Origin of the sequence: Streptomyces sp. NBC_01334 (assembly GCF_035983595.1) — a bacterium.
In the GTDB taxonomy this organism is placed as follows: Bacteria; Actinomycetota; Actinomycetes; order Streptomycetales; family Streptomycetaceae; genus Streptomyces; species Streptomyces coriariae.
On sequence record NZ_CP130718.1, the window covers coordinates 593,433 to 611,142 of the forward strand.

General features: G+C 72.3%; 14 protein-coding genes and 1 pseudogene. 9 read left to right on the plus strand and 6 right to left on the minus strand.

The features are described 5' to 3' along the window. Positions 1 to 47: 47 nt before the first annotated feature. Positions 48 to 545, plus strand: a complete 498-nt coding sequence (locus OG736_RS02725) for a MarR family transcriptional regulator (RefSeq protein WP_327180948.1) — start codon at positions 48 to 50, stop codon at positions 543 to 545. 39 nt (positions 546 to 584) lie between these two features. Here the strand turns inward: OG736_RS02725 and OG736_RS02730 are convergent, their stop codons facing one another. Then, positions 585 to 1,193, minus strand: coding sequence for a TetR/AcrR family transcriptional regulator (locus OG736_RS02730; RefSeq protein WP_327180949.1), 609 nt, complete (start codon positions 1,191 to 1,193; stop codon positions 585 to 587). Positions 1,194 to 1,280: 87 nt separating this feature from the next. On the opposite strand from OG736_RS02730, the gene OG736_RS02735 reads away from it, so the two are divergent. The 3 genes from OG736_RS02735 (at position 1,281) to OG736_RS02745 (ending at position 3,516) form a co-directional block, all read left to right on the plus strand. Next, positions 1,281 to 2,048 (plus strand): SDR family oxidoreductase, encoded by a 768-nt coding sequence (locus OG736_RS02735; RefSeq protein ID WP_327180950.1) that lies wholly within the window; start codon positions 1,281 to 1,283, stop codon positions 2,046 to 2,048. A 101-nt stretch (positions 2,049 to 2,149) separates the two neighbouring features. Then, a complete protein-coding gene (locus OG736_RS02740; RefSeq protein WP_327180951.1) occupies positions 2,150 to 2,503 on the plus strand; it encodes a hypothetical protein in 354 nt (117 codons plus the stop codon). A 197-nt stretch (positions 2,504 to 2,700) separates the two neighbouring features. Next, positions 2,701 to 3,516 (plus strand): aminoglycoside phosphotransferase family protein, encoded by an 816-nt coding sequence (locus tag OG736_RS02745; RefSeq protein WP_327180952.1) that lies wholly within the window; start codon positions 2,701 to 2,703, stop codon positions 3,514 to 3,516. A 112-nt stretch (positions 3,517 to 3,628) separates the two neighbouring features. Here OG736_RS02745 and OG736_RS02750 read toward each other — a convergent pair whose 3' ends face one another. Further along, positions 3,629 to 4,294: a DUF4097 family beta strand repeat-containing protein gene (locus tag OG736_RS02750; RefSeq protein ID WP_327180953.1), complete on the minus strand. Its 666-nt coding sequence runs from the start codon at positions 4,292 to 4,294 to the stop codon at positions 3,629 to 3,631. A gap of 223 nt (positions 4,295 to 4,517) precedes the next feature. Between OG736_RS02750 and OG736_RS02755 the strand changes: the two genes are divergently transcribed. Next, on the plus strand, positions 4,518 to 5,270 hold the full coding sequence (locus tag OG736_RS02755) for a helix-turn-helix domain-containing protein (RefSeq protein ID WP_327180954.1): 753 nt from the start codon (positions 4,518 to 4,520) through the stop codon (positions 5,268 to 5,270). A gap of 80 nt (positions 5,271 to 5,350) precedes the next feature. After that, a pseudogene (locus OG736_RS02760) lies at positions 5,351 to 5,487 on the plus strand (IS630 family transposase); the annotation flags it as partial. Between the two features lie 54 nt (positions 5,488 to 5,541). Here the strand turns inward: OG736_RS02760 and OG736_RS02765 are convergent. The 4 genes from OG736_RS02765 to OG736_RS02780 all read right to left on the minus strand — a co-directional run bounded on the left by OG736_RS02765 (position 5,542) and on the right by OG736_RS02780 (position 11,509). Then, complete coding sequence (locus tag OG736_RS02765; protein WP_327180955.1) at positions 5,542 to 6,021, minus strand: hypothetical protein; 480 nt, start codon at positions 6,019 to 6,021, stop codon at positions 5,542 to 5,544. Positions 6,022 to 6,276: 255 nt separating this feature from the next. Beyond that, positions 6,277 to 8,466 (minus strand): S9 family peptidase, encoded by a 2,190-nt coding sequence (locus OG736_RS02770; RefSeq protein WP_327180956.1) that lies wholly within the window; start codon positions 8,464 to 8,466, stop codon positions 6,277 to 6,279. Next, positions 8,439 to 10,223, minus strand: coding sequence for an N-acetylglutaminylglutamine amidotransferase (locus OG736_RS02775; RefSeq protein WP_327180957.1), 1,785 nt, complete (start codon positions 10,221 to 10,223; stop codon positions 8,439 to 8,441). The genes OG736_RS02770 and OG736_RS02775 overlap by 28 nt, the downstream gene beginning before the upstream one ends. Positions 10,224 to 10,321: 98 nt before the next feature. Beyond that, entirely contained in the window at positions 10,322 to 11,509 is a 1,188-nt protein-coding gene (locus tag OG736_RS02780; RefSeq protein ID WP_327180958.1) for a carboxylate-amine ligase, read from the minus strand. A 279-nt stretch (positions 11,510 to 11,788) separates the two neighbouring features. Here OG736_RS02780 and OG736_RS02785 point away from each other — a divergent pair, with 279 nt between their 5' ends. From OG736_RS02785 to OG736_RS02795, 3 genes are all read left to right on the plus strand, one after another. Further along, positions 11,789 to 13,549 carry an ABC-F family ATP-binding cassette domain-containing protein gene (locus tag OG736_RS02785; RefSeq protein WP_327180959.1) on the plus strand — a complete coding sequence of 587 codons (1,761 nt, stop codon included), beginning with the start codon at positions 11,789 to 11,791 and terminating at the stop codon, positions 13,547 to 13,549. 196 nt (positions 13,550 to 13,745) lie between these two features. Next, positions 13,746 to 15,902 (plus strand): DUF4139 domain-containing protein, encoded by a 2,157-nt coding sequence (locus OG736_RS02790; protein ID WP_327180960.1) that lies wholly within the window; start codon positions 13,746 to 13,748, stop codon positions 15,900 to 15,902. Between the two features lie 8 nt (positions 15,903 to 15,910). Beyond that, a complete protein-coding gene (locus tag OG736_RS02795) occupies positions 15,911 to 17,470 on the plus strand; it encodes a mucoidy inhibitor MuiA family protein (RefSeq protein ID WP_327180961.1) in 1,560 nt (519 codons plus the stop codon). Positions 17,471 to 17,710 lie beyond the last annotated feature (240 nt).

The following is a 17,710-nucleotide window of genomic DNA, read 5'->3' on the forward strand; positions in this document are numbered from 1 at the left end:
CCGGGAGGGGCGAGGACACGGGACCCGGAACCGAGGAAGACGAAGCCGTGAGTGAGCCGCACGACAGCGACGGCCGTGAGACCGCCACGGAGGACGTCGCCCGGCTGTGGGAACGGGTCGCGACCATGTTCTCGTGGCTGGAGGGACAGCTGGACCGCACCCTGACGCGACGTCACGGTGTGGGTCTGACCTCGCTGATGGCGCTCGGGGTGCTGGCGTGCGAACACCCCGGATCGGTGACGGTCGGAGACGTCGCCCGGCGGCTGAGCGTCAGCGCTTCGGCGGCGAGCCGGTCACTGGCTCAGCTGGAGAGCTCGGGCTGGGCGACCAGAGTGGCCTGGCCCTGTGACCGCAGGATCAGCCGGATGGCTGCCACCGAGGCGGGTCGGCGCCTGTGGACCCGGGCCGGCCGGACACTCGACCGCGAACTCGACCTCTCCTTCAGGACGCTGAGGTTCGACGAGCGGTACGCGCATGTGGTGGCCCGCCTGTGCCGGGCCGAGGACGACGGGCCCGGCCGGCCGCACAGCCACGAACCGCCCTGACCGGCCGCCGCGTGCAGGACGGGGTCGCCGCAGGGCGTCTCAGGAGGCCGGCTCCGGCCAGACGGCCATGGCGAACTCGGCCACCTGCTGGAGCTCCGCGGTGCTGGCGCCGTCCCGGGCCTGCTGGGACATGCCCTGGACGACCGCGGCGAAGTACACGGCCAGAGCCCGCGTGTCCGTTCCCTCGGGGAGCGCGCCGTCGGCTCTGGCCGTGTTCAGTCGCCCCTCGAAGGACCGCACATTCGCCACCCGGCGCTCGCGCAGATCCTCCTTGATGTCGGCCGTCTGGGTGGAGTAGTTGGTCGCCGCGGTGATCACCAGACACCCCGCGGGGTGGTGCGGGTCCGTGTAGGACACGGCCGCCGCCTCCAGCATGCCGGCGAACCCCGTGCGTGTGTCGCTCGCGTCGTCGAGCGCCTTGTTCATGAACGCGCCGAACGTGTCGCCGTAGCGGTCGACGACCTCGACGAAGAGCGTGCGCTTGTCCCCGAACGCCGCGTACAGGCTCGGTGGCGAGATCCCCATGGCGGCGGTCAGGTCGGAGACTGACGTGCCCTCGTAGCCGTGCTGCCAGAAGAGCAACGTGGCCTGGACGAGTGCCGCGTCCCGGTCGAAACTCCGCGGTCGCCCGCGCTTCGTCGTCGTCATGAAGGAATTTTACAACGATCGCTATGGAATTCGTGCTACAGTCAAAACGTAGTCTTCGCTACATAAATCCGAGGCAGAGAGAAGGTCATGGGAACACTGACGGGCAAGAAGGCGTTGGTGACGGGCGGCAGCCGCGGGATCGGTCGCGCGATCGCCGAGCGGCTCGGGCGGGACGGGGCGCTCGTGGCCGTCCATTACGGACGTAACCAGGAGGCCGCCGAGGAAGTGGTCGCCGGCATTCGCGCGCAAGGGGGCGCAGCGTTCGCGGTCCACGCCGAACTGGGTGTCCCCGGGGATGTGGAGACCCTCTGGGCGGCCTACGACCGCCAGGCCCTGGAGCACTCCGACGGCGCCGACCTCGACATCCTCGTCAACAACGCGGGCATCACACCGCGCGGCGAGATCGAGGAGACCACCGTCGAGGCGTTCGACGAGGCCGTCGCGGTCAACATGCGCGCGCCCTTCTTCCTCGCGCAGCAGGGGCTCAAGCGCCTGCGCAACGGCGGCCGGATCGTCAACGTCTCCTCCGGGGCGACCCGGATAGCGCTCACCGACATCATCGCCTACGCCATGACCAAGGGGGCCATCGAAGCGTTCACCCTGACCCTCGCCAAGTCGCTCGGCGGTCGTGGCATCACGGTCAACTCGGTGGCCCCCGGCATCATCGACACCGACATCAACGCCTCCTGGCTGCGGGGAAACGAGGCCGCCGAGAAGTCAGCCGCCGAACTCTCCGCCCTCGGCCGCGTGGGACGCCCCGAGGACGTCGCCGACGTGGTCGCCTTCCTCGCCTCCGACGACGGGCGTTGGGTGACCGGCCAGGTCGTCGACGCCACCGGCGGTTCCCAGCTCTGACCCGGTGACCGGCTCACCCGGCCGGCATCGGAGCCATGCACGGGTGTCAACGGGGACACCGCGACATCGCGCACGACAGACACTCTGCACAGGGAGGCCCCATGCATGTCGTCATCGCCTGGTGGGACGGGACACGCGGTGCCGCGTCCGGCACCGCCCGGACGGTCAGGTCCCGAGAGGCCGGCTTCGGTCCGGGGACCGCGGTCTCGCTCGCCGGCGAATACCCCGGACTGCGGGACGGTCAGTGGATCGACGACCCCGTGGCGGGCTGGGAGGGGCTGGCGCTGATCTGGGACTGCGCGGACAGCGCCGATCTCTTTCTCCCGGTGATCTCCGAGCTGACCTTCGGCTGCGCCCCTTCGCACCGGTGGGCCTTCGAACTGGACGACGCGCCGAGCGCACCCGCAGACCCCGGCATGCGCCCGGCCGAACTGGAGCTGCTGCTGCGCGTCTGAACGCCTGAATGCCGCGGTCCCCCGCCTTCCGCGCCCCCGGGCCACCCCCGCCCCGGGGGCGCGGAGCTGTTCACGGCCGAGAGCTGCGCCGGGCCGAGCTCCCTCATGTACCCGAAGCGGCAAGGCCGGGTGGGGAGTTGACCTGTTCGGCCCGGTCGGGGTCGGCCGGGACGAAGCCTGGCGGTAGCGTGATCGGCATGACCGCTGAGAGCGAGGCGACAGACGGCGAAGCGCTGGTCGGCGGCATGGCGAACGCGGGGGCGGTCTTCCGTCGCGGTGCCCTGGTGGATCGCCCGGCGCCACGCACCGCGCGGGCCCTCCACGCGCACCTCGTCGCGCTCGCGGAGCACGGCTTCGACGCGGCTCCGACCCCGGTCCGTCTCACTGAGGACGGCCGCGAGCAGCTGACCTACATCCCCGGCGATGTCGCCCTGCCGCCGTTTCCTCCCTGGGCGATGACAGAGACCGCACTGAGGTCGGTGGGAGGTCTGCTGCGGCGCCTGCACGAGGCCGGCGCGGCCGTCGCGGTCGACGCTCGCGCGGACTGGCCGCGGGCGCTGGCCGACCCGGAGGGAGGAACGATGCTGTGCCACAACGATGTGTGCCCGGAGAACGTCGTCTTCCGCGACGGCCGTGCCGCGGCGCTGATCGATTTCGATCTGGCCGCCCCGGGCCGACCGGTGTGGGACGTCGCCATGACCGCCCGTTACTGGGTACCGATGCTCGATCCCGCGTCCGCGGCGGCCTTCCACCCCACCGGGCTGGATGCCCTGACCCGACTCCGCATCCTCGCCGACAGCTACGGCCTCTCTCCGCAGGAGCGCGCCGAACTGCCCGAAGTCGTCGAGCAGGCCACCGCTTCCTGCCGGGCTTTCGTCGCCGACCGCGTGGCGGACGGTGATCCCGGCTACCTCCAGGCGCTGTCCGAGCGTGGAGGTTGGCACCGTTGGGACCGCATTGAGGAGTGGCTCGTGACGCACCGCGAGACTTTCACGGCCGCCCTGCTGGACTGACCGGCCCGGAGACATCCATCCCCGTCCCCCTCAGATACCGGCCCGGATCTGGGCCTTGCCACTTGCGCAGCCCGTTCGCCGCGATGGCCGGGTCGGTCATGACGAATGCTCCTCAGAGGCTGCGGGCGACGATGTCGCCGTAGGCGGTGGTCGCGTGGATGTTCAGGCCGGCGGTGCCTTCGGTGTTCTTGAGCGCGTTGTCGATCCGGCCGTAGCCGGTGCCGGCGTCCAGGGAGGCGGAGACTCCGCGGGCGGCACCGACCGACACCTCGCCGGCGTCGGTCCGCAGCACGACCGTGCCGCGCACGGCCTCGGCGATCCGGATGTCGCCCTTCTTGGTGCTGATCTCCGCAGGGCCGTCGAGTCGGCCGACCGCGACGTCACCGGCGAGCAGGGTGAGGCGGGCGCTCGCGGCCTCGTCGAGCTTGATCACGCCGTGCGAGCCCTCGATGACGACGTCGCCGAGCCGTCCGACGCCCCGGAACTCGGCGCTGGCCGCCTTCGCCTCGACCCTGGAATCGGCGGGCAGTTGGATGGTCACCTCGATGGCTCCGGAGTTGCCGAGGATCCGGTTCTGCGCCGAACCCTCGATCCGTAGGACGCCGCCGCCGTATTCGACCCGGGCCTGCTCCGCGGCCTTCACGTCGTGGCCGTTCGAGGCGTCCGCGGGCAGGACCTCGACGGTGGTGTCGGCCCGGTCGGCGGCGATGAACCGGATGCGTCCCGCGGGGATGTCGAGGACGGCGGCGATCGGGGCGGGGGTCTCGTACTTGTGCATCGTGCTCTCCTTGGGTCCGTTGTTTCCGACACCGGAAAAGCTACGTTGCATTCACTGATCTATCAACGTACTCGTTGCACTGGATCAACATCATTGCAGTTCAGAGCCAATAAATCGTTGCAATGGTTTGGGATTCAATGCAACGACAGTAGATCCGTTCGTTGCAATGGATGGAGAGTGAACGCTATGCTGACGGCACCACGGCGCACGAAAGGAGATCGCCATGCCGGGAGGCAGACTCACCCAGCAGGAACGCCAGCAGATCTCGCTGGGACTGGCCGACGGCCTCGCCTACGCGGAGATCGCCAGACGCCTCGATCGTCCGACCTCGACGATCACACGTGAGGTGATGCGGAACGGCGGCCCCACCGCCTACCGCGCCGACCTGGCCCACCACGCGACCGAACGCCGCACCCACCGTCGAAGGCAGGCCGCTCCCCGGGGGGCGGCGCCCGCGCCGGCCCCCGGACGCGACGCCGAGGCAGTGCGTGAGTACGAGGAGATGTTCACCACCCTCCTCATGGGACAGGGCCTGCCCAAGATGATGTCCCGGGTGCTGACCTGCCTCTACACCACCGACGCGGGCAGCCTCACCGCGTCCGAGCTCGTCCAGCGCCTCGAGGTCAGCCCGGCGTCCGTCTCCAAGGCGGTCGCGTTCCTCGAGAGCCAGGGCCTCATCGGCCGGGAACGGGACGAACGCCGCCGCGAGCGCTACCTCGTCGACGACGACGTCTTCTATCAGTCGACGATCGCCAGCGCCCGGTCCAGCGCCCTGCTCGCCGAGGCCGCTCGGCAGGGCGTCGGGGTCCTCGGCTCCGACACCCCGGCCGCCGCCCGCCTCGAGAACATCGCCCGCTTCGTCGACTTCGTCGCCGAGGGGATAACCCGTGCCGCGGAGCAGGCCCGCGAGGTCCTCCACACGAAAGCCAAAACACCCTCGGACGGTACTGCCGAGCCGAGTTCGGAGCGCGGCTAGTGCTGTGACCGCGTGGGTTCGCCGGTTTGGTGGCCGTGGCGGTTGGATGTGTGGGGACGTCCGATCCGACCGCTGGAGGCGTGCCGGCAGAGCCCGTTCGGGTGCGCCGACTGACCGATCAGGAGGGGCAGCGGCTGCGGCAGACCGTGCGCCGGGGCAGCACCAGCACGGTGCGCCACCGGCGCGCAATGATGCTGAGAGGCATCCGCTGGGGCGGACGTCTCCTCAGGACCGCAGCCTGACAGCCTGTTTCCGAGCCTCCGGCCGGTGGTCATTCGATCCCGAGGGGTCCGATGCCCAGATCCTCACGCATGCGGCGGCGCATCTCAGCCATGGCCGTGCGGCGCTGTTGGATGAAGGCCGTGTCCTCGGCGGAGCCGACGGCCACCCCGCGGGCATAGGCGTCGCGCATCCGACGCAGGCTGTGAAACGCATCGTTCCCGGCCTCGACAACGAGCGGCGGACCCACGAGCCAGAGCCGCTCGCTCGCCGTGTGCAATCCGGTCCCACGGAAAGCTTCGCGCACCGCCGCATCACGCGCTGACTCGGACATGTGATCGCCCAGGGCGACAGCCCGTATCTCCTCCCCCGCGTCTTTGAGGGCGGAGGCGTACTCGGTGTACACGGCGCGTCGCAGTTCCAGAGCGTGTCGTGCTTCCTCGCGCCGCCACCTGTTGCGATCGGCGGTCAGGGTGGCGGCGATGCCGATAGCGGCACCTGTCAGCGTGGAGAGCAGCGGCATCCAGTCCATGTGCCGCATGCTGTCCCAACCACCGCTGTGACACCAGCGGCTCTCACTTTCCGCATGGTGATCACGGGCCCCTTGCCGGGTGCCAGGCCGACGGGCCGCACGGGTGGCTGCCGGCGCTCGGACCACGACGGGCATGCCCGTGATCGTCGACCTGCCCGTGGACAGCCGCTCTCCTCTGGACGCAACGCCGTACGGGACCTCCTTCACCGACCGGTAGGGCAACCACCGGGATCCCAGGGCTGCCAGCCGGGCGGTTCAGCCGGTCAGGTGGCGTTCCAGCCAGTCCGCGGCGGCTCGGCGGAACAGCCGCCGGTTGTCCGCGCGCAGGAAGTCGTGCCCCTCGTCCCTCAGGGTGAGCAGCTCGGCCGGGATGCCCCGGTCGCGCGCCGCCCGTACGAACTGCTCGGACTCCCCCGGCGGCACGTTGGTGTCGTGTTCGCCGTGGACGGCGAGCAGGGGGACGCGCAGCGCGTCGATGCGGGTCATCGGCGAGAGCTCCCGCAGCAGTTCGCGGTCGCGCTCCGGGTGGCCGTACTTGTGGGCCGCCGACTCGGCGAGCCAGGGCTCCGTACCGGCGAAGAAGGTCGCGAAGTCCGACATGCCGCAGACGGCGACGCCGGTGCGGAACAGATCCGGGTGCCGTACGAGGGAGGCGAACGTCAGGTACCCGCCGTACGAGCGCCCCATGACCGCCAGTCGGGTCGGGTCGGCGGGCCCCGCGGGCACCGCGTGGGCCGCGCAGTCCGCGACGTCGTCCAGCGCGGCGAAGCGTCCGGCGCCCAGGTCCGCGTCGACGAACGATCTGCCGTGCCCCGAGGAGCCTCGGACGTCGGGGGCGAAGACGTCCAGCCCACGCCCGGTCAACTCGTGGTAGAGCGGGCTGAAGACCGGGCGTTCGTGCTCCTCCGGACCGCCGTGCAGGTGGATCACGCAGGGCGCCGGGTCACCCGGAGCGCGGCCCGGCGCCCGGTAGTACCAGCCGCTCAGGGGCAGCCCGTCCCGCGCCGTGAGCCGCAGGAGGACGGGGCGTACGGGCCGGCGGCCCGGCGCGGTGGCGTCCTCGTCACGGGAGGACCAGGGTGTGCGCATCAGGGACACGCCATCGGCGGCCCACCACACCCCGGGCCGACGCTGGGATCCGGACAGCGCCGGCAGCAGTCCGCGCGGGCCGGCCGCCTCGACGCGGGTGACGACCTCGTGCGGCAGGGGGACGGCCGTCGTCGGCAGCGGGCCGTAGGGGGCCCGCCGCGTCGGGAGGGGTTCGACGAGTTCGAGCCGGCTCTCGCCCCGCTCGTTCCAGGACAGTGCGGCGGTGCGGCCGTCGTGGGAGAACGCCAGGAGGTCGAGGTCGCTCTCCGGCCGTTCCGCCATGACGGACGTGCCGTGCGGTCGGCCGTCGGTGCCGAGGGCGACGGCGAGGAGTGCCGCGTACTCGCGGTCGGCGTCGCTGCGCAGCCACAGCGTCCGCCGGTCGGGTGAGAACCGTCCGATCCACGGATCGCCGTCGGCGACCGGCACGGTGCACGTCGTGGCCGAGTCGGCCGTGCGCCGGACGACGGCCTCCCGCCGTCCTCGCGGCCCCCGGCGCAGCAGCACGAGACCACCGTCGCGGCTGATGTCGCACACCCGCAGGGTCGCGGCGTGCGTCTCCGTGGCGAGGAGGACGGGGGACGCCAGACCGTCGGGATCGATCAGGTAGGCCGACAGACCGCCGTCGGGACGGACCGACGGCACCGGGGGCTCCGGGGCGTCGACCGCCGTGACGGTCTGACCGGGACCCGGTGCGGTGTCGTACGGAGTTCCGCCCAGGAGCGTCGCCCGGCCGCCCCGGTCGGCCCAGTTGGCCGGCAGGGCGGCGTCGGCACGGGTCGGTCCCGCACCGTTCTGTGGCGTGCCGGCGCCCGGCGCGGCGAGCGTGACGGCGACGGCCGAACCGTCGTGCGCCCAGCAGCCCAGGTGGGCGGTATGGCCCGGGTCGGCCCCGGCCAGCACGCGGCGGCCGGTGCCGTCGGGACGTACGCACAGCACCCTGGTGTGCTCGCCACCGCCCGGTGCGGTGGTGTAGGCGATCCAGCGGCCGTCCGGTGACCAGGACACCTCCTTGACCGGGTCCGGCAAGGAGTCGAGGAGGTGCACCTCGTCCCCGTCGACGGGCCCGGCCCACAGTTGGGGGACGCCGCCCCGGTCGCAGATGAAGGCCGCCTCGGAGCCGTCGGAGTTGGCGGAGGGATACCAGCAGCCGTGGGAGCGCAGCCGCGTCACGGCGTCCCGCGGACCGCTCGCCTCGGGGAGGGGGACCGGCGCCGGGGCCGGGGCGGCTGCGAAGGCGGGGCCACTCGCGTCCGCCGTCCGCGTGTCGGGGGGCGGCGGGGCGACCGGGTCGCCGCCAGGGGCCGCCGTCGCGCTCAGCCCGCCACTCACGTGATGCCGTGCGTCTGAAGCCATGTCTCCAACAACGCTACCTGCCACAGGGCGTTCGCTCCCCGTTTGGTGCGGTGCTCGTCGGGCGCCTCGAGGAGCTGGGACACGTACGACTCCTGGAAGAGGCCGCGCCGCCTCGCCTCGGGTGCCTCGAGCGCTTCGCGTACCCGCTTCAGGACGGGGCCCGCCATGTGCTTGATCGCCGGGACCGGGAAATAGCCCTTGGGACGGTCGACGATGTCCCGGGGCAGGAGCTGACGGCCGGCCGCCTTCAGCACGCCCTTGCCGCCGTCGGCCAGCTTGAGTTCCGGCGGGCAGGCCGCGGCCAGCTCGACCAGTTCGTGGTCGAGGAACGGCACTCGGGCCTCCAGACCCCAGGCCATGGTCATGTTGTCGACCCGCTTGACCGGGTCGTCGACGAGCATCACGTGCGTGTCCAGGCGCAGGGCCGCGTCCAGGGCAGTCTCGGCTCCGGGGACCGCCATGTGGTCCCGGACGAAACGGCCCGAGACGTCGTCGCCGGGCAGCATGCCGGGCTCCAGGATCCGGGTGAGGTCGGCGTGCGGCCGGTCGAAGTACGTGTCGGCGTACCGCTCGGCCGCGTCCGCGCGGGCGGCCTCGGCGAGCCGCGGGTACCAGTGGTATCCGGCGAGCACCTCGTCGGCGCCCTGCCCGCTCTGCACGACCTTCACCTCCTTGGACACCTGCTCGGACAGCAGATAGAAGGCGACCACGTCGTGGCTGGTCATCGGCTCGCTCATGGCCGCGACGGCACCGTCCAGGGCCGTCGACACCCGGTCGGAGGGAACCATCAGCCGACGGTGGTCGGTGCCGAACTCCCGGGCCACCAGGTCCGAGTACCGGAACTCGTCGCCCTCCTCCCCGCCCTCCGACTCGAATCCCACGCTGAACGTCATCAGGTCCCGCTGTCCCGCCTGCGCCAGCAGCGCGACGATCAGGCTGGAGTCCAGGCCGCCGGAGAGCAGGACGCCGACCTGGACGTCGGAGACCATACGTCGGCGTACGGCTGTACCCAGCGCCTCCAGCATCGCGTCCCGCCAGTCGTGCGCGCCCATCGCCGCGTACTCGGCCCGGCGCGTGTACGACGGCTGCCAGTAGCAGTGGTCGTGATGGGTGCCGTCCGGTTCGACGACCCGCACGGTGGCCGGCGGGAGCTTGCGCACACCGCCGAGGACGGTGCGCGGGGCGGCGACCGTGGCGTGCCAGCTCAGGTACTGGTGGACGGCGACCGGATCGAGTGAGGTGTCCACGCCGCCGGCGGCGAGAAGCGCGGGCAGGGAGGACGCGAACCGCAGCCGCCCCGGCGTCCGTGCCAGGTACAGGGGCTTGATCCCCAGCCGGTCGCGCCCCAGCACCACGCGTCCGGACCGGTGCTCCACGAGGGCGAAGGCGAACATGCCGTAGAAGCGCTCCACGCAGGCGGTGCCCCACTGCCGGTAGGCCTTCAGCACCACCTCGGTGTCGGATGTCGTCGTGAACCGGTGTCCCAGGTTCCGCAGCTCTTCGCGCAGCTCCCGGTAGTTGTACACACAGCCGTTGAAGACTCCGGTGAGCCCGGCGCGGGAGTCGGTCATCGGCTGCGCCGCGAGGTCCGACAGGTCGATGATCTTCAGTCGCCGATGTCCCAGCGCCACCGCGCCTCTCGTCCAGATTCCCCGGCCGTCGGGACCACGGGCGGCCAGCCGCTCGCTCATGCGCTCGACGGCCGCGAGATCGGGTCGGTGACCGTCGAAGCGGATCTCCCCGCTCAGACCGCACATGATGTGCCGCCTCCGTTTCGTTCGGCGTGGGCCGACCGCCGGTACGTGGGTACCGGACGGTCGGCGCAGGGGAAGGGTTCGTCCGTGACCATGGCGACTCACCTGCGGGTCAGCGGCCGGGCGAACCGGTGGGAGGGGTCTGTCACCCCGGTGGCGGGCGGCAGGTTCCCGCGCCGGGTGGCCGCCGCCCTGCCGGGAGCGCGTTCGCCGCGGGTCTCGGCGATCAGCATGTCGACACAGGCCAGCAGATCCTCTTCCTCCGCGACACGGCGCATGCGGCGCGCCGCACTGCCGTCGGCGAGTGCCTCCTCCGCCAGTGAGCGGACGGTCTCCCAGTCGCCTGCCGCCTCCAGGGCGGGGCGCAGCCGGGCGAGCAGGGTGCGCACGACCTGCCCGGCGGGCGCCTCCTGGTGGGTCCCGGGATCCACCAGGCCGCCTTCGAGCCCGGATCGTGCCGCCCGCCAGGAGGCGCCGCGCAGCCACTCGTGCCGGCCTTCGCAGCCGGGGGCACCGCCCGTCCCGAGCCGCTCGCAGGCCTCGACGACCAGGGCGCGGAACAGTCCGGCGACGAGCACGACGGTCTCCGCGCGCGGACAGGAATCGCAGATGCGCAGTTCCAGCGTCTGAAGGTGCGAGGAGGGGCGTACGTCGTAATAGATCATCCCCGCGTCGCTGATGATCCCGGACCCGACGAGGTCGCGCACCGTGGCGTCGTACTCGTCCGCGCTCGCGAAGCAGCCGACCGGGCCCGCGGTGGGCCAGCGCTGCCAGAGCATGGTGCGCCAGCTCGCGTACCCGGTGTCGGCTCCCTGCCAGAACGGCGAACCGGCGGAGAGCGCGAGCAGCACGGGCAGCCAGGGAGAGACCGCGCACATCACCCGCACCGCCGTGTCACGGTCGGGGACGTCCACATGGACCTGGGCACCGCAGATGAGCTGCTCGTCGGCGACCGTGCGGTAGTCCTCGACCATGCGGCGGTAGCGCGCTCCGGCGGTGGGGTGCGCGGCTGCCGCCGGCGCGAGTGGCGCCGCGCCGACGGCCACCGCCGCGAGGCCCAGCGAAGAGGCGGCCGCGTCCAGCTGCCGTCTCGTCGCGGCGAGGTCGGCGTACAGATCGTCGAGGGACGTGTGCACCTCGCTGTTCGACTCCAGGGTGGACTGGTGCAGCTCGGTGGTGAAGGTACGCCTCGGGAGGCGTCGCAGGAGCGAATTGGCGCGCGGCACGAGCAGCCCGCTCTCCACCTCCAGGACGTGGAACTCCTCCTCCACTCCGATACGAACGCTCACGGTCACTCCTCGGGGTGATGCGGAGCGGCTGTTCGCCGCAGGCGAAGGGTCCCTCACCGGCGCGCACTGCGGCAGGTGAGGGACTTCGAGTCACCAGAACGCCGATTTATAAGCACACATTGCATAGGTGACGCCAGCAAATCGTGGGCGAGGGTGCACACGGCGCGCGACACCTGGGAGCCGGCCGCACCCGACATCTCCGACTGTGCCGTCGCGAAGGTTTGTCGAAGCCCGGTCCGCCCAACCTCCTTGACGAGACGGACCGTCTCGTCTAGCTTTATGTGCATCGGTCGACAGCTGATGCTCCTGCTGCTCGCCACCCCTTCCTGTCCGCCCGGCAAAGGACTGCTCTTGCACTGTGCTCCCGTCGACCCCACCGTCACCGCCTCTCCTCTCGCCACGTCCCAGATCGCTCTTGCCGAGGTGACCAAGCGCTACGGCGACCGCCGGGTGCTCGACCGCGTGTCTCTCAACGTCCGGCCGGGCGAAAGGGTCGGGATCGTCGGGGACAACGGCTCCGGGAAGTCCACGCTCCTGCGGCTGCTGGCAGGGCAGGAGCCGGTCGACGACGGCCGCCTGACCGTCGTCGCACCGGGCGGGATCGGCCACCTGCGCCAGACTCTCGATCTGCCCGGTTCGGCGCGCGTGGGCGATGCCGTGGATCACGTACTGGGCGAACTGCGCGCCCTCGAACACCGTATTCGGGTCGCCGAGGCCACACTGGACACGGCCGGCCCCGCGGAGTTCGAGCGCTACGCCGCGCTGGTGGCCGAGTTCGACGCGCGGGACGGCCACGGAGCAGATCGCCGGGTCGAGGTGAACCTGCGCCGGTTGGGCGAGCACGCGCCTCTGGACCGGGAGCGGGTGCTGAGCACCCTCTCCGGAGGACAGCGCTCCCGGCTCGCACTCGCCGCGACCCTGGCCTCGGCTCCCGAACTGCTGCTGCTCGACGAGCCGACCAACGACCTGGACGACGAGGCCGTGGCCTGGCTCGAAGGACGTCTGCGCCGTCATCGGGGCACGGTCGTCGTGGCCACGCACGATCGGGCGTTCCTGGAAGCCGTCACCGGCACCGTCCTGGAAGTGGATCACGACCGGCGCACGGTACGGCGCTACGGCAATGGATACGCCGGCTTCCTCGCCGCCAAGGCGGCGGCCCGCGCCAGGTGGGCGTGGGATCACGAACAATGGCGCAACGAGGTCGCCCGGCAGGAACACCTCGCCGACTCCGGTATCGGGCTGCTGGCCGGGATCCCCCACAAGGGGCCGAGGGCGTTCAGCGGTGCCGGCGCCTTTCGAGCGCGCTCGCGGGCACACGGCGCGCAGAGCCGCATCCGCAACGCACGCGAGCGGTTGCAACGGCTCACGGAGCACCCCGTGCCGCCACCTCCGCAGCCACTGCGGTTCACCGGCCGCGTCGAAGCAACACCGACCGCCGAGGACACCTCGACGGCAGCGCACCTGGAAGGCGTCCTGGTCACCGGGCGGTTGCACGTTCCGTCCCTGGAACTCGCCCCGGGTGACCGACTCCTCGTCACCGGCCCCAACGGCGCCGGCAAGAGCACCCTTCTCCAGCTGCTGGCAGGGGAACTGACGCCTGACGCCGGGATCGTGCGCCGACCGCGCCGGGTCGGCTTCCTCCGTCAGCAGAGCGCGCCCGACGACGCCTTCGACGCCCGCACGCTGCTCGCGGCATTCGCTGCCGACAGGGCGGGTCGGCCCGACGAGCACGCCGACGCACTCCTCGCGCTGGGCCTGTTCCACGCCGCCGACCTCACCGTTGCCGTACGGAACCTGTCCGTCGGCCAGCGTCGCAAGCTCGAGCTGGCCCGGCTCGTGACGGCCGGCCCACTCGATCTGCTCCTGCTCGACGAGCCGACGAACCACTTGGCTCCCGCCCTGGTGGAAGAGATCGAGGCCGCCCTGGCCCGCTACACCGGCACACTGGTCGTGGTGACGCACGACCGGCTCCTGCGCGAACGCTTCCACGGGCCCCGCCTGGAACTGCCCATGGCCGCCGAGGAGAAGGACCGGCGCTGACGGCCTCCGGGCACCCACCCGTCAGCGCCGAACAGCCGCTCAGAGGCGGGCCGTTCGGCCGCTCAAGGGCGAGACGTACGTGACCTGCCGGGAGTTCACCGCGCTCTGAGGCGGCGGTATTCCAGCCCGTTCGACCAGGTCCGTCGCCGGTCCGCGTAGGCTTCGCTCAGCACGGACGCGGCGGGGGGCGAGGCACATGACAGCTCGGACGGCACAGAGGTGGGGGTCGACCCTCGATTCGGTGGTGGTGTACGCCCAGGGGGCGGTCTGCCGCCGCCTGGCCTCGGGCAGCGTGCCACCGGACGGCCGGGTGCGGGTGACGGGACTGCCCCGCTCGCTGGACCCCGGGTCCCTGCGGGCCCGTGCCACCGGCACCACCGGGGTACGTGTCACGGAGGCCCGGGTGGAGGTCGAGGCCGAGCCACTCGCCGCGACCGCCCCCGAATCACTGCGGCGCGAGGTGGAGCGGCTGCTCGACGAGCGCGCGGCGGCACAGGGGCGCCGGGACCGGCAACTGAGCCTGATCGAGGAGGTCAAGGGGCTGCGGCCGGTTCCGCCCGCCCGCAGGCGCGATGACCCGCACCGCCGCACCCCGGTCGACGCGTGGCTGGAGCTCGCCGAGTTCGTCGACGAGCGGCTGGCCGGGCTGCACACCCGCCTCGTCGAGCTGGAGGAGGCGCTGGGCCACGCCGACCACGCGCTCTCCGTCGCCGCCGACCGGCTCGCCCGCGCCTCCACCGACGCACCGGCGAGGCACGTGGAGACCACCGTCTCTGCGGTTCTGACCCTCGACGGCACCGGTGACGCGGAGGTGGAGCTGGAGTACGGCGTGCCCGGCGCGGTCTGGGTGCCGACCTACCGCCTCACCTACCGTCAGGACGACAGCAGCGGCCGTCTGGTGCTGCGCGCCTCGGTCGCCCAGCGCACCGGCGAGGACTGGACCGGTGTGCGCATCGCGCTGGCCACCGCCGACCTACGGCGCCGTACCGACCTGCCCAGGCTCCGCTCCCTCCGGATCGGACGCCGTCAGGCCGCACCTCTGCCTTCCGGCTGGCGTGAGCCTCCGACGGGCCTGGCCGACCTGTTCGCCGGGTACGACGTGGCACCCCATCGGCCGGCCAGGACCGTCACTCCCCTCACTCCCGGGGGCGGCCCGTTCGCGGTGGCCGCGGCGGCCGGCTCCGCACCCGGTCCGGTTCCGCCCATGCCGCCGGCACCGCAGGGGTACGGCGAGTCACTCGCCGCGGCCCCGCCCGCCTACGGCGCACCGCCCCCTGTGCCTCCGCCGGGCAGCGCAGGCAGCGCATACCCCCAGTCCTTCGGCGGCGGGTCGAACGAGGCCGCGCAGGCGGTCCCGTCGCGACCGGGCGGCAGGCCGCGGGCCCGCAGCATGCCCCTCGCGGCGCCCGCCGCCATGGCTCCCCCGGCTGCCCCCGCCCGGGCGGCAGCGCCACCCCCCGCACCCGCGGCCCCTGGCGGCGGCGCGGCGCCGCAGCCCGCCGCGCCGGTGGCCGGTCCGCCCCGGCCGAGCGGCGCCGAACTCGACTACACCGCCCTCGTGTTGTCCGGCCCCGACGAACAGGGCGGCCGCCGGGGCCGGCTGTTTCCGGACTCCCCCTTCGACCCGGTGGCGGCCGAGCACCGCCGCCGCGCCGAGGCGGTGACCGCACTGCCGCTGCCCGGACACGCCGTGCGGCCTCGCGAGTCGGCCGGCTCCTTCGACCACCGCTTCGACGCCGTGGCCCGCGCCGACATCCCCTCGGACGGCACCTGGCACACCGTCACCGTCGGCGAGATCCCGGTCGGTCTGCGCACCGAATACCTCTGTGTGCCGTCCGTGGAACAGACCGTCTACGCGACGCTGGTGCTCTCCAACTCCACCGACCAGGCGCTGCTGGCCGGCCCGGTGGAGGTCACCGCCGGTGACGACTTCCTGCTCACCACCGCCCTGCCCACGCTCGCCCCGGGCGGTGAATGCCGGGTGGGGCTCGGTCCGGCCCAGGGCGTCCGGGTCACCCGCCGTACGAACCTGCACGAGTCGACCTCGGGGCTGCGCGGCAGCACCACCGTGCTCGACCACCGCGTCCACGTGGAGCTGGCCAACCAGCTCGGCGAGCCCGTCACGGTCGAGGTCCGCGAGCGGGTCCCGGTCACCTCCGACGCGGACATCCGGATCGAGGAACGAGCCGACTGGACGGCGCCCCGGGACGGCGCGGGCCCGGAGCAGCACGCACCCGGCACCCGCGTCTGGCGGGTGGACCTGCCCGCCGGCGCCACCACCGCCCTCGACGGCGGCTACGAGATCCGTATCGCGTCCGCCAAGACGCTGGCCGGCGGCAACCGCAGGAGCTGACACACCCCATGTCCATGGCACCGGAGCCGATTCCCCTCCCCGTCACCGCCGTCACCTGTCTGGAGGACCGCGCCCACGTCGAGCGCACCACCGTGCTCGACCTGGAGGCGGGAGTCCAAAGGCTGCGTCTCGGGCCGGTCAGCGCACTGGCCGTCGACCGTACGCTCCACGCCGAGCTGACCGCCGAACACCCGGCGACCGTGCTCGACGTGCGGATCGTCCGCGACTGGAGGCCGCGCGGGCCGCGGCCCGCCGACGACGACTCCCCCCTGCGCCACCGCGCGCACACGCTCGAAGAGGAGCTGCTCGCCCTCGGGCGTCGGCGCGACCGGCTGCACGCCCGCGTCGACGCGCTGGGCCGTCTCGCCGCCGATCTGCTGCGGGAGATCGGCGAAGGCGCCGGCTCCGGAGAGTCCGAAGGGCTCCGCTGGACCCGCGAACTGGACCGGGTGGACGAGGAACGCGACTCCTACGGCGAGCAACTGCGCACGGCGGAAGCCCGGTTGGCGGTACTCGGTTCCGAACTCGCCGAGGCCCGGCAGGTCATGGACCTCGCCGAGGAGCAACCCACCGAACTGGTCGGCCACATCGAACTGACCCTCGAGGCCACGGCCGCCGGACCGGCCGACCTGCGCGTCGGCCACCTCACCCCGTGTGCGCTGTGGCGGCCCGCCTACCGGGCGGTACTCGACGGCGACTCCCTCACGCTGGAGACCGACGCGATGGTCTGGCAGCGCACCGGCGAGGACTGGTCCGACGTACGGCTGACGCTGTCGACGGCACGCTCCGCACAGTCCACCGAGCCACCCCGGCTGGACGAGGACCGGCTGACGCTCCAGGACCGCACCTCCGCGGAGCGCCGCACCGTCGACGTCGAGCTGCGCGAGGAGGAGATCGCGGACCTCGGTCCGGCTCCGGTGCTCGGCCTGCCGGGAGTGGACGACGGCGACGAGGTACGGGTGCTGAACTCCCCCGCGCCGGTCTCCGTGCCCGCGGACGGCCGCGCCCACCGTGTGCCGCTCTCCTCCTTCGCCACGACCGCGAGCATCGAGTACGCCTGCACGCCAGAGCTGTCCCCGCTGGTCACGCAGGTGGCGCGGTTCGACAACCGGTCCGGCCACGCACTGCTCGCCGGACCCGTCGACCTGATCCGCGGCAGCGGATTCACCGGCCGCGGCACCCTGGACTTCACCGCTCCGCACGCCCCCGTCGAACTCGCCTACGGCAGCCGCGACGACCATCGGGTCGTCCGGCACACCGAGGAGACCCGCGACACCGCCACGCTCACCCAGCGAACCGTGGTCACCCGCACCGTCCGCCTCCACGTGTCCCGGTTCTCCTCCCCCGGCGAACACGGCGAACGGGTCATCGTCCTGCGTGAACGGATCCCGGTCTCCGAGGTCTCGGCGGTGGAGGTACGGCTGCGCAAAGAGGCCTGCTCTCCCGCCCCCGACACGGTCGACGCCGATGGCATCGCCTGCTGGAGCCTGGCCCTGCCACCCGGCGGCCGACGCACCGTCACCCTGGTCTACGAGCTCTCGGCGAGCGCGAAGGTCGCCGGGCTGTAGGGCGCCGCCCCGCGTGGACACGACGCGCTGGACGCCGTCTCCGGGGACTCGAACGCCTCGCGCCCACCGATCGGTATGAACATGCGTATGCACGCTCACCGTTCCGTATGAACAGCGGACCCGCTCGCGTCGAACCGCAGGATCCGCGAGGTCCGCGAGGTCCGCACCCAGTAGCGTCGGTGCTCATCCGGTGCCTGTTGTGGGACGTCGGGCGGCCCGACCGCGCCCGGTCTCTGGAAC

What these genes read in the sequence shown, in the direction of transcription:
- OG736_RS02730 (WP_327180949.1), bottom strand. Translation starts at nt 1,193, where the DNA reads ATGACGACGACGAAGCGCGGGCGACCGCGGAGTTTCGACCGGGACGCG.
- OG736_RS02735 (WP_327180950.1), top strand. Translation starts at nt 1,281, where the DNA reads ATGGGAACACTGACGGGCAAGAAGGCGTTGGTGACGGGCGGCAGCCGC.
- OG736_RS02740 (WP_327180951.1), top strand. Translation starts at nt 2,150, where the DNA reads ATGCATGTCGTCATCGCCTGGTGGGACGGGACACGCGGTGCCGCGTCC.
- OG736_RS02745 (WP_327180952.1), top strand. Translation starts at nt 2,701, where the DNA reads ATGACCGCTGAGAGCGAGGCGACAGACGGCGAAGCGCTGGTCGGCGGC.
- OG736_RS02750 (WP_327180953.1), bottom strand. Translation starts at nt 4,294, where the DNA reads ATGCACAAGTACGAGACCCCCGCCCCGATCGCCGCCGTCCTCGACATC.
- OG736_RS02755 (WP_327180954.1), top strand. Translation starts at nt 4,518, where the DNA reads ATGCCGGGAGGCAGACTCACCCAGCAGGAACGCCAGCAGATCTCGCTG.
- OG736_RS02765 (WP_327180955.1), bottom strand. Translation starts at nt 6,021, where the DNA reads ATGGACTGGATGCCGCTGCTCTCCACGCTGACAGGTGCCGCTATCGGC.
- OG736_RS02770 (WP_327180956.1), bottom strand. Translation starts at nt 8,466, where the DNA reads ATGGCTTCAGACGCACGGCATCACGTGAGTGGCGGGCTGAGCGCGACG.
- OG736_RS02775 (WP_327180957.1), bottom strand. Translation starts at nt 10,223, where the DNA reads ATGTGCGGTCTGAGCGGGGAGATCCGCTTCGACGGTCACCGACCCGAT.
- OG736_RS02785 (WP_327180959.1), top strand. Translation starts at nt 11,789, where the DNA reads ATGTGCATCGGTCGACAGCTGATGCTCCTGCTGCTCGCCACCCCTTCC.
- OG736_RS02790 (WP_327180960.1), top strand. Translation starts at nt 13,746, where the DNA reads ATGACAGCTCGGACGGCACAGAGGTGGGGGTCGACCCTCGATTCGGTG.
- OG736_RS02795 (WP_327180961.1), top strand. Translation starts at nt 15,911, where the DNA reads ATGTCCATGGCACCGGAGCCGATTCCCCTCCCCGTCACCGCCGTCACC.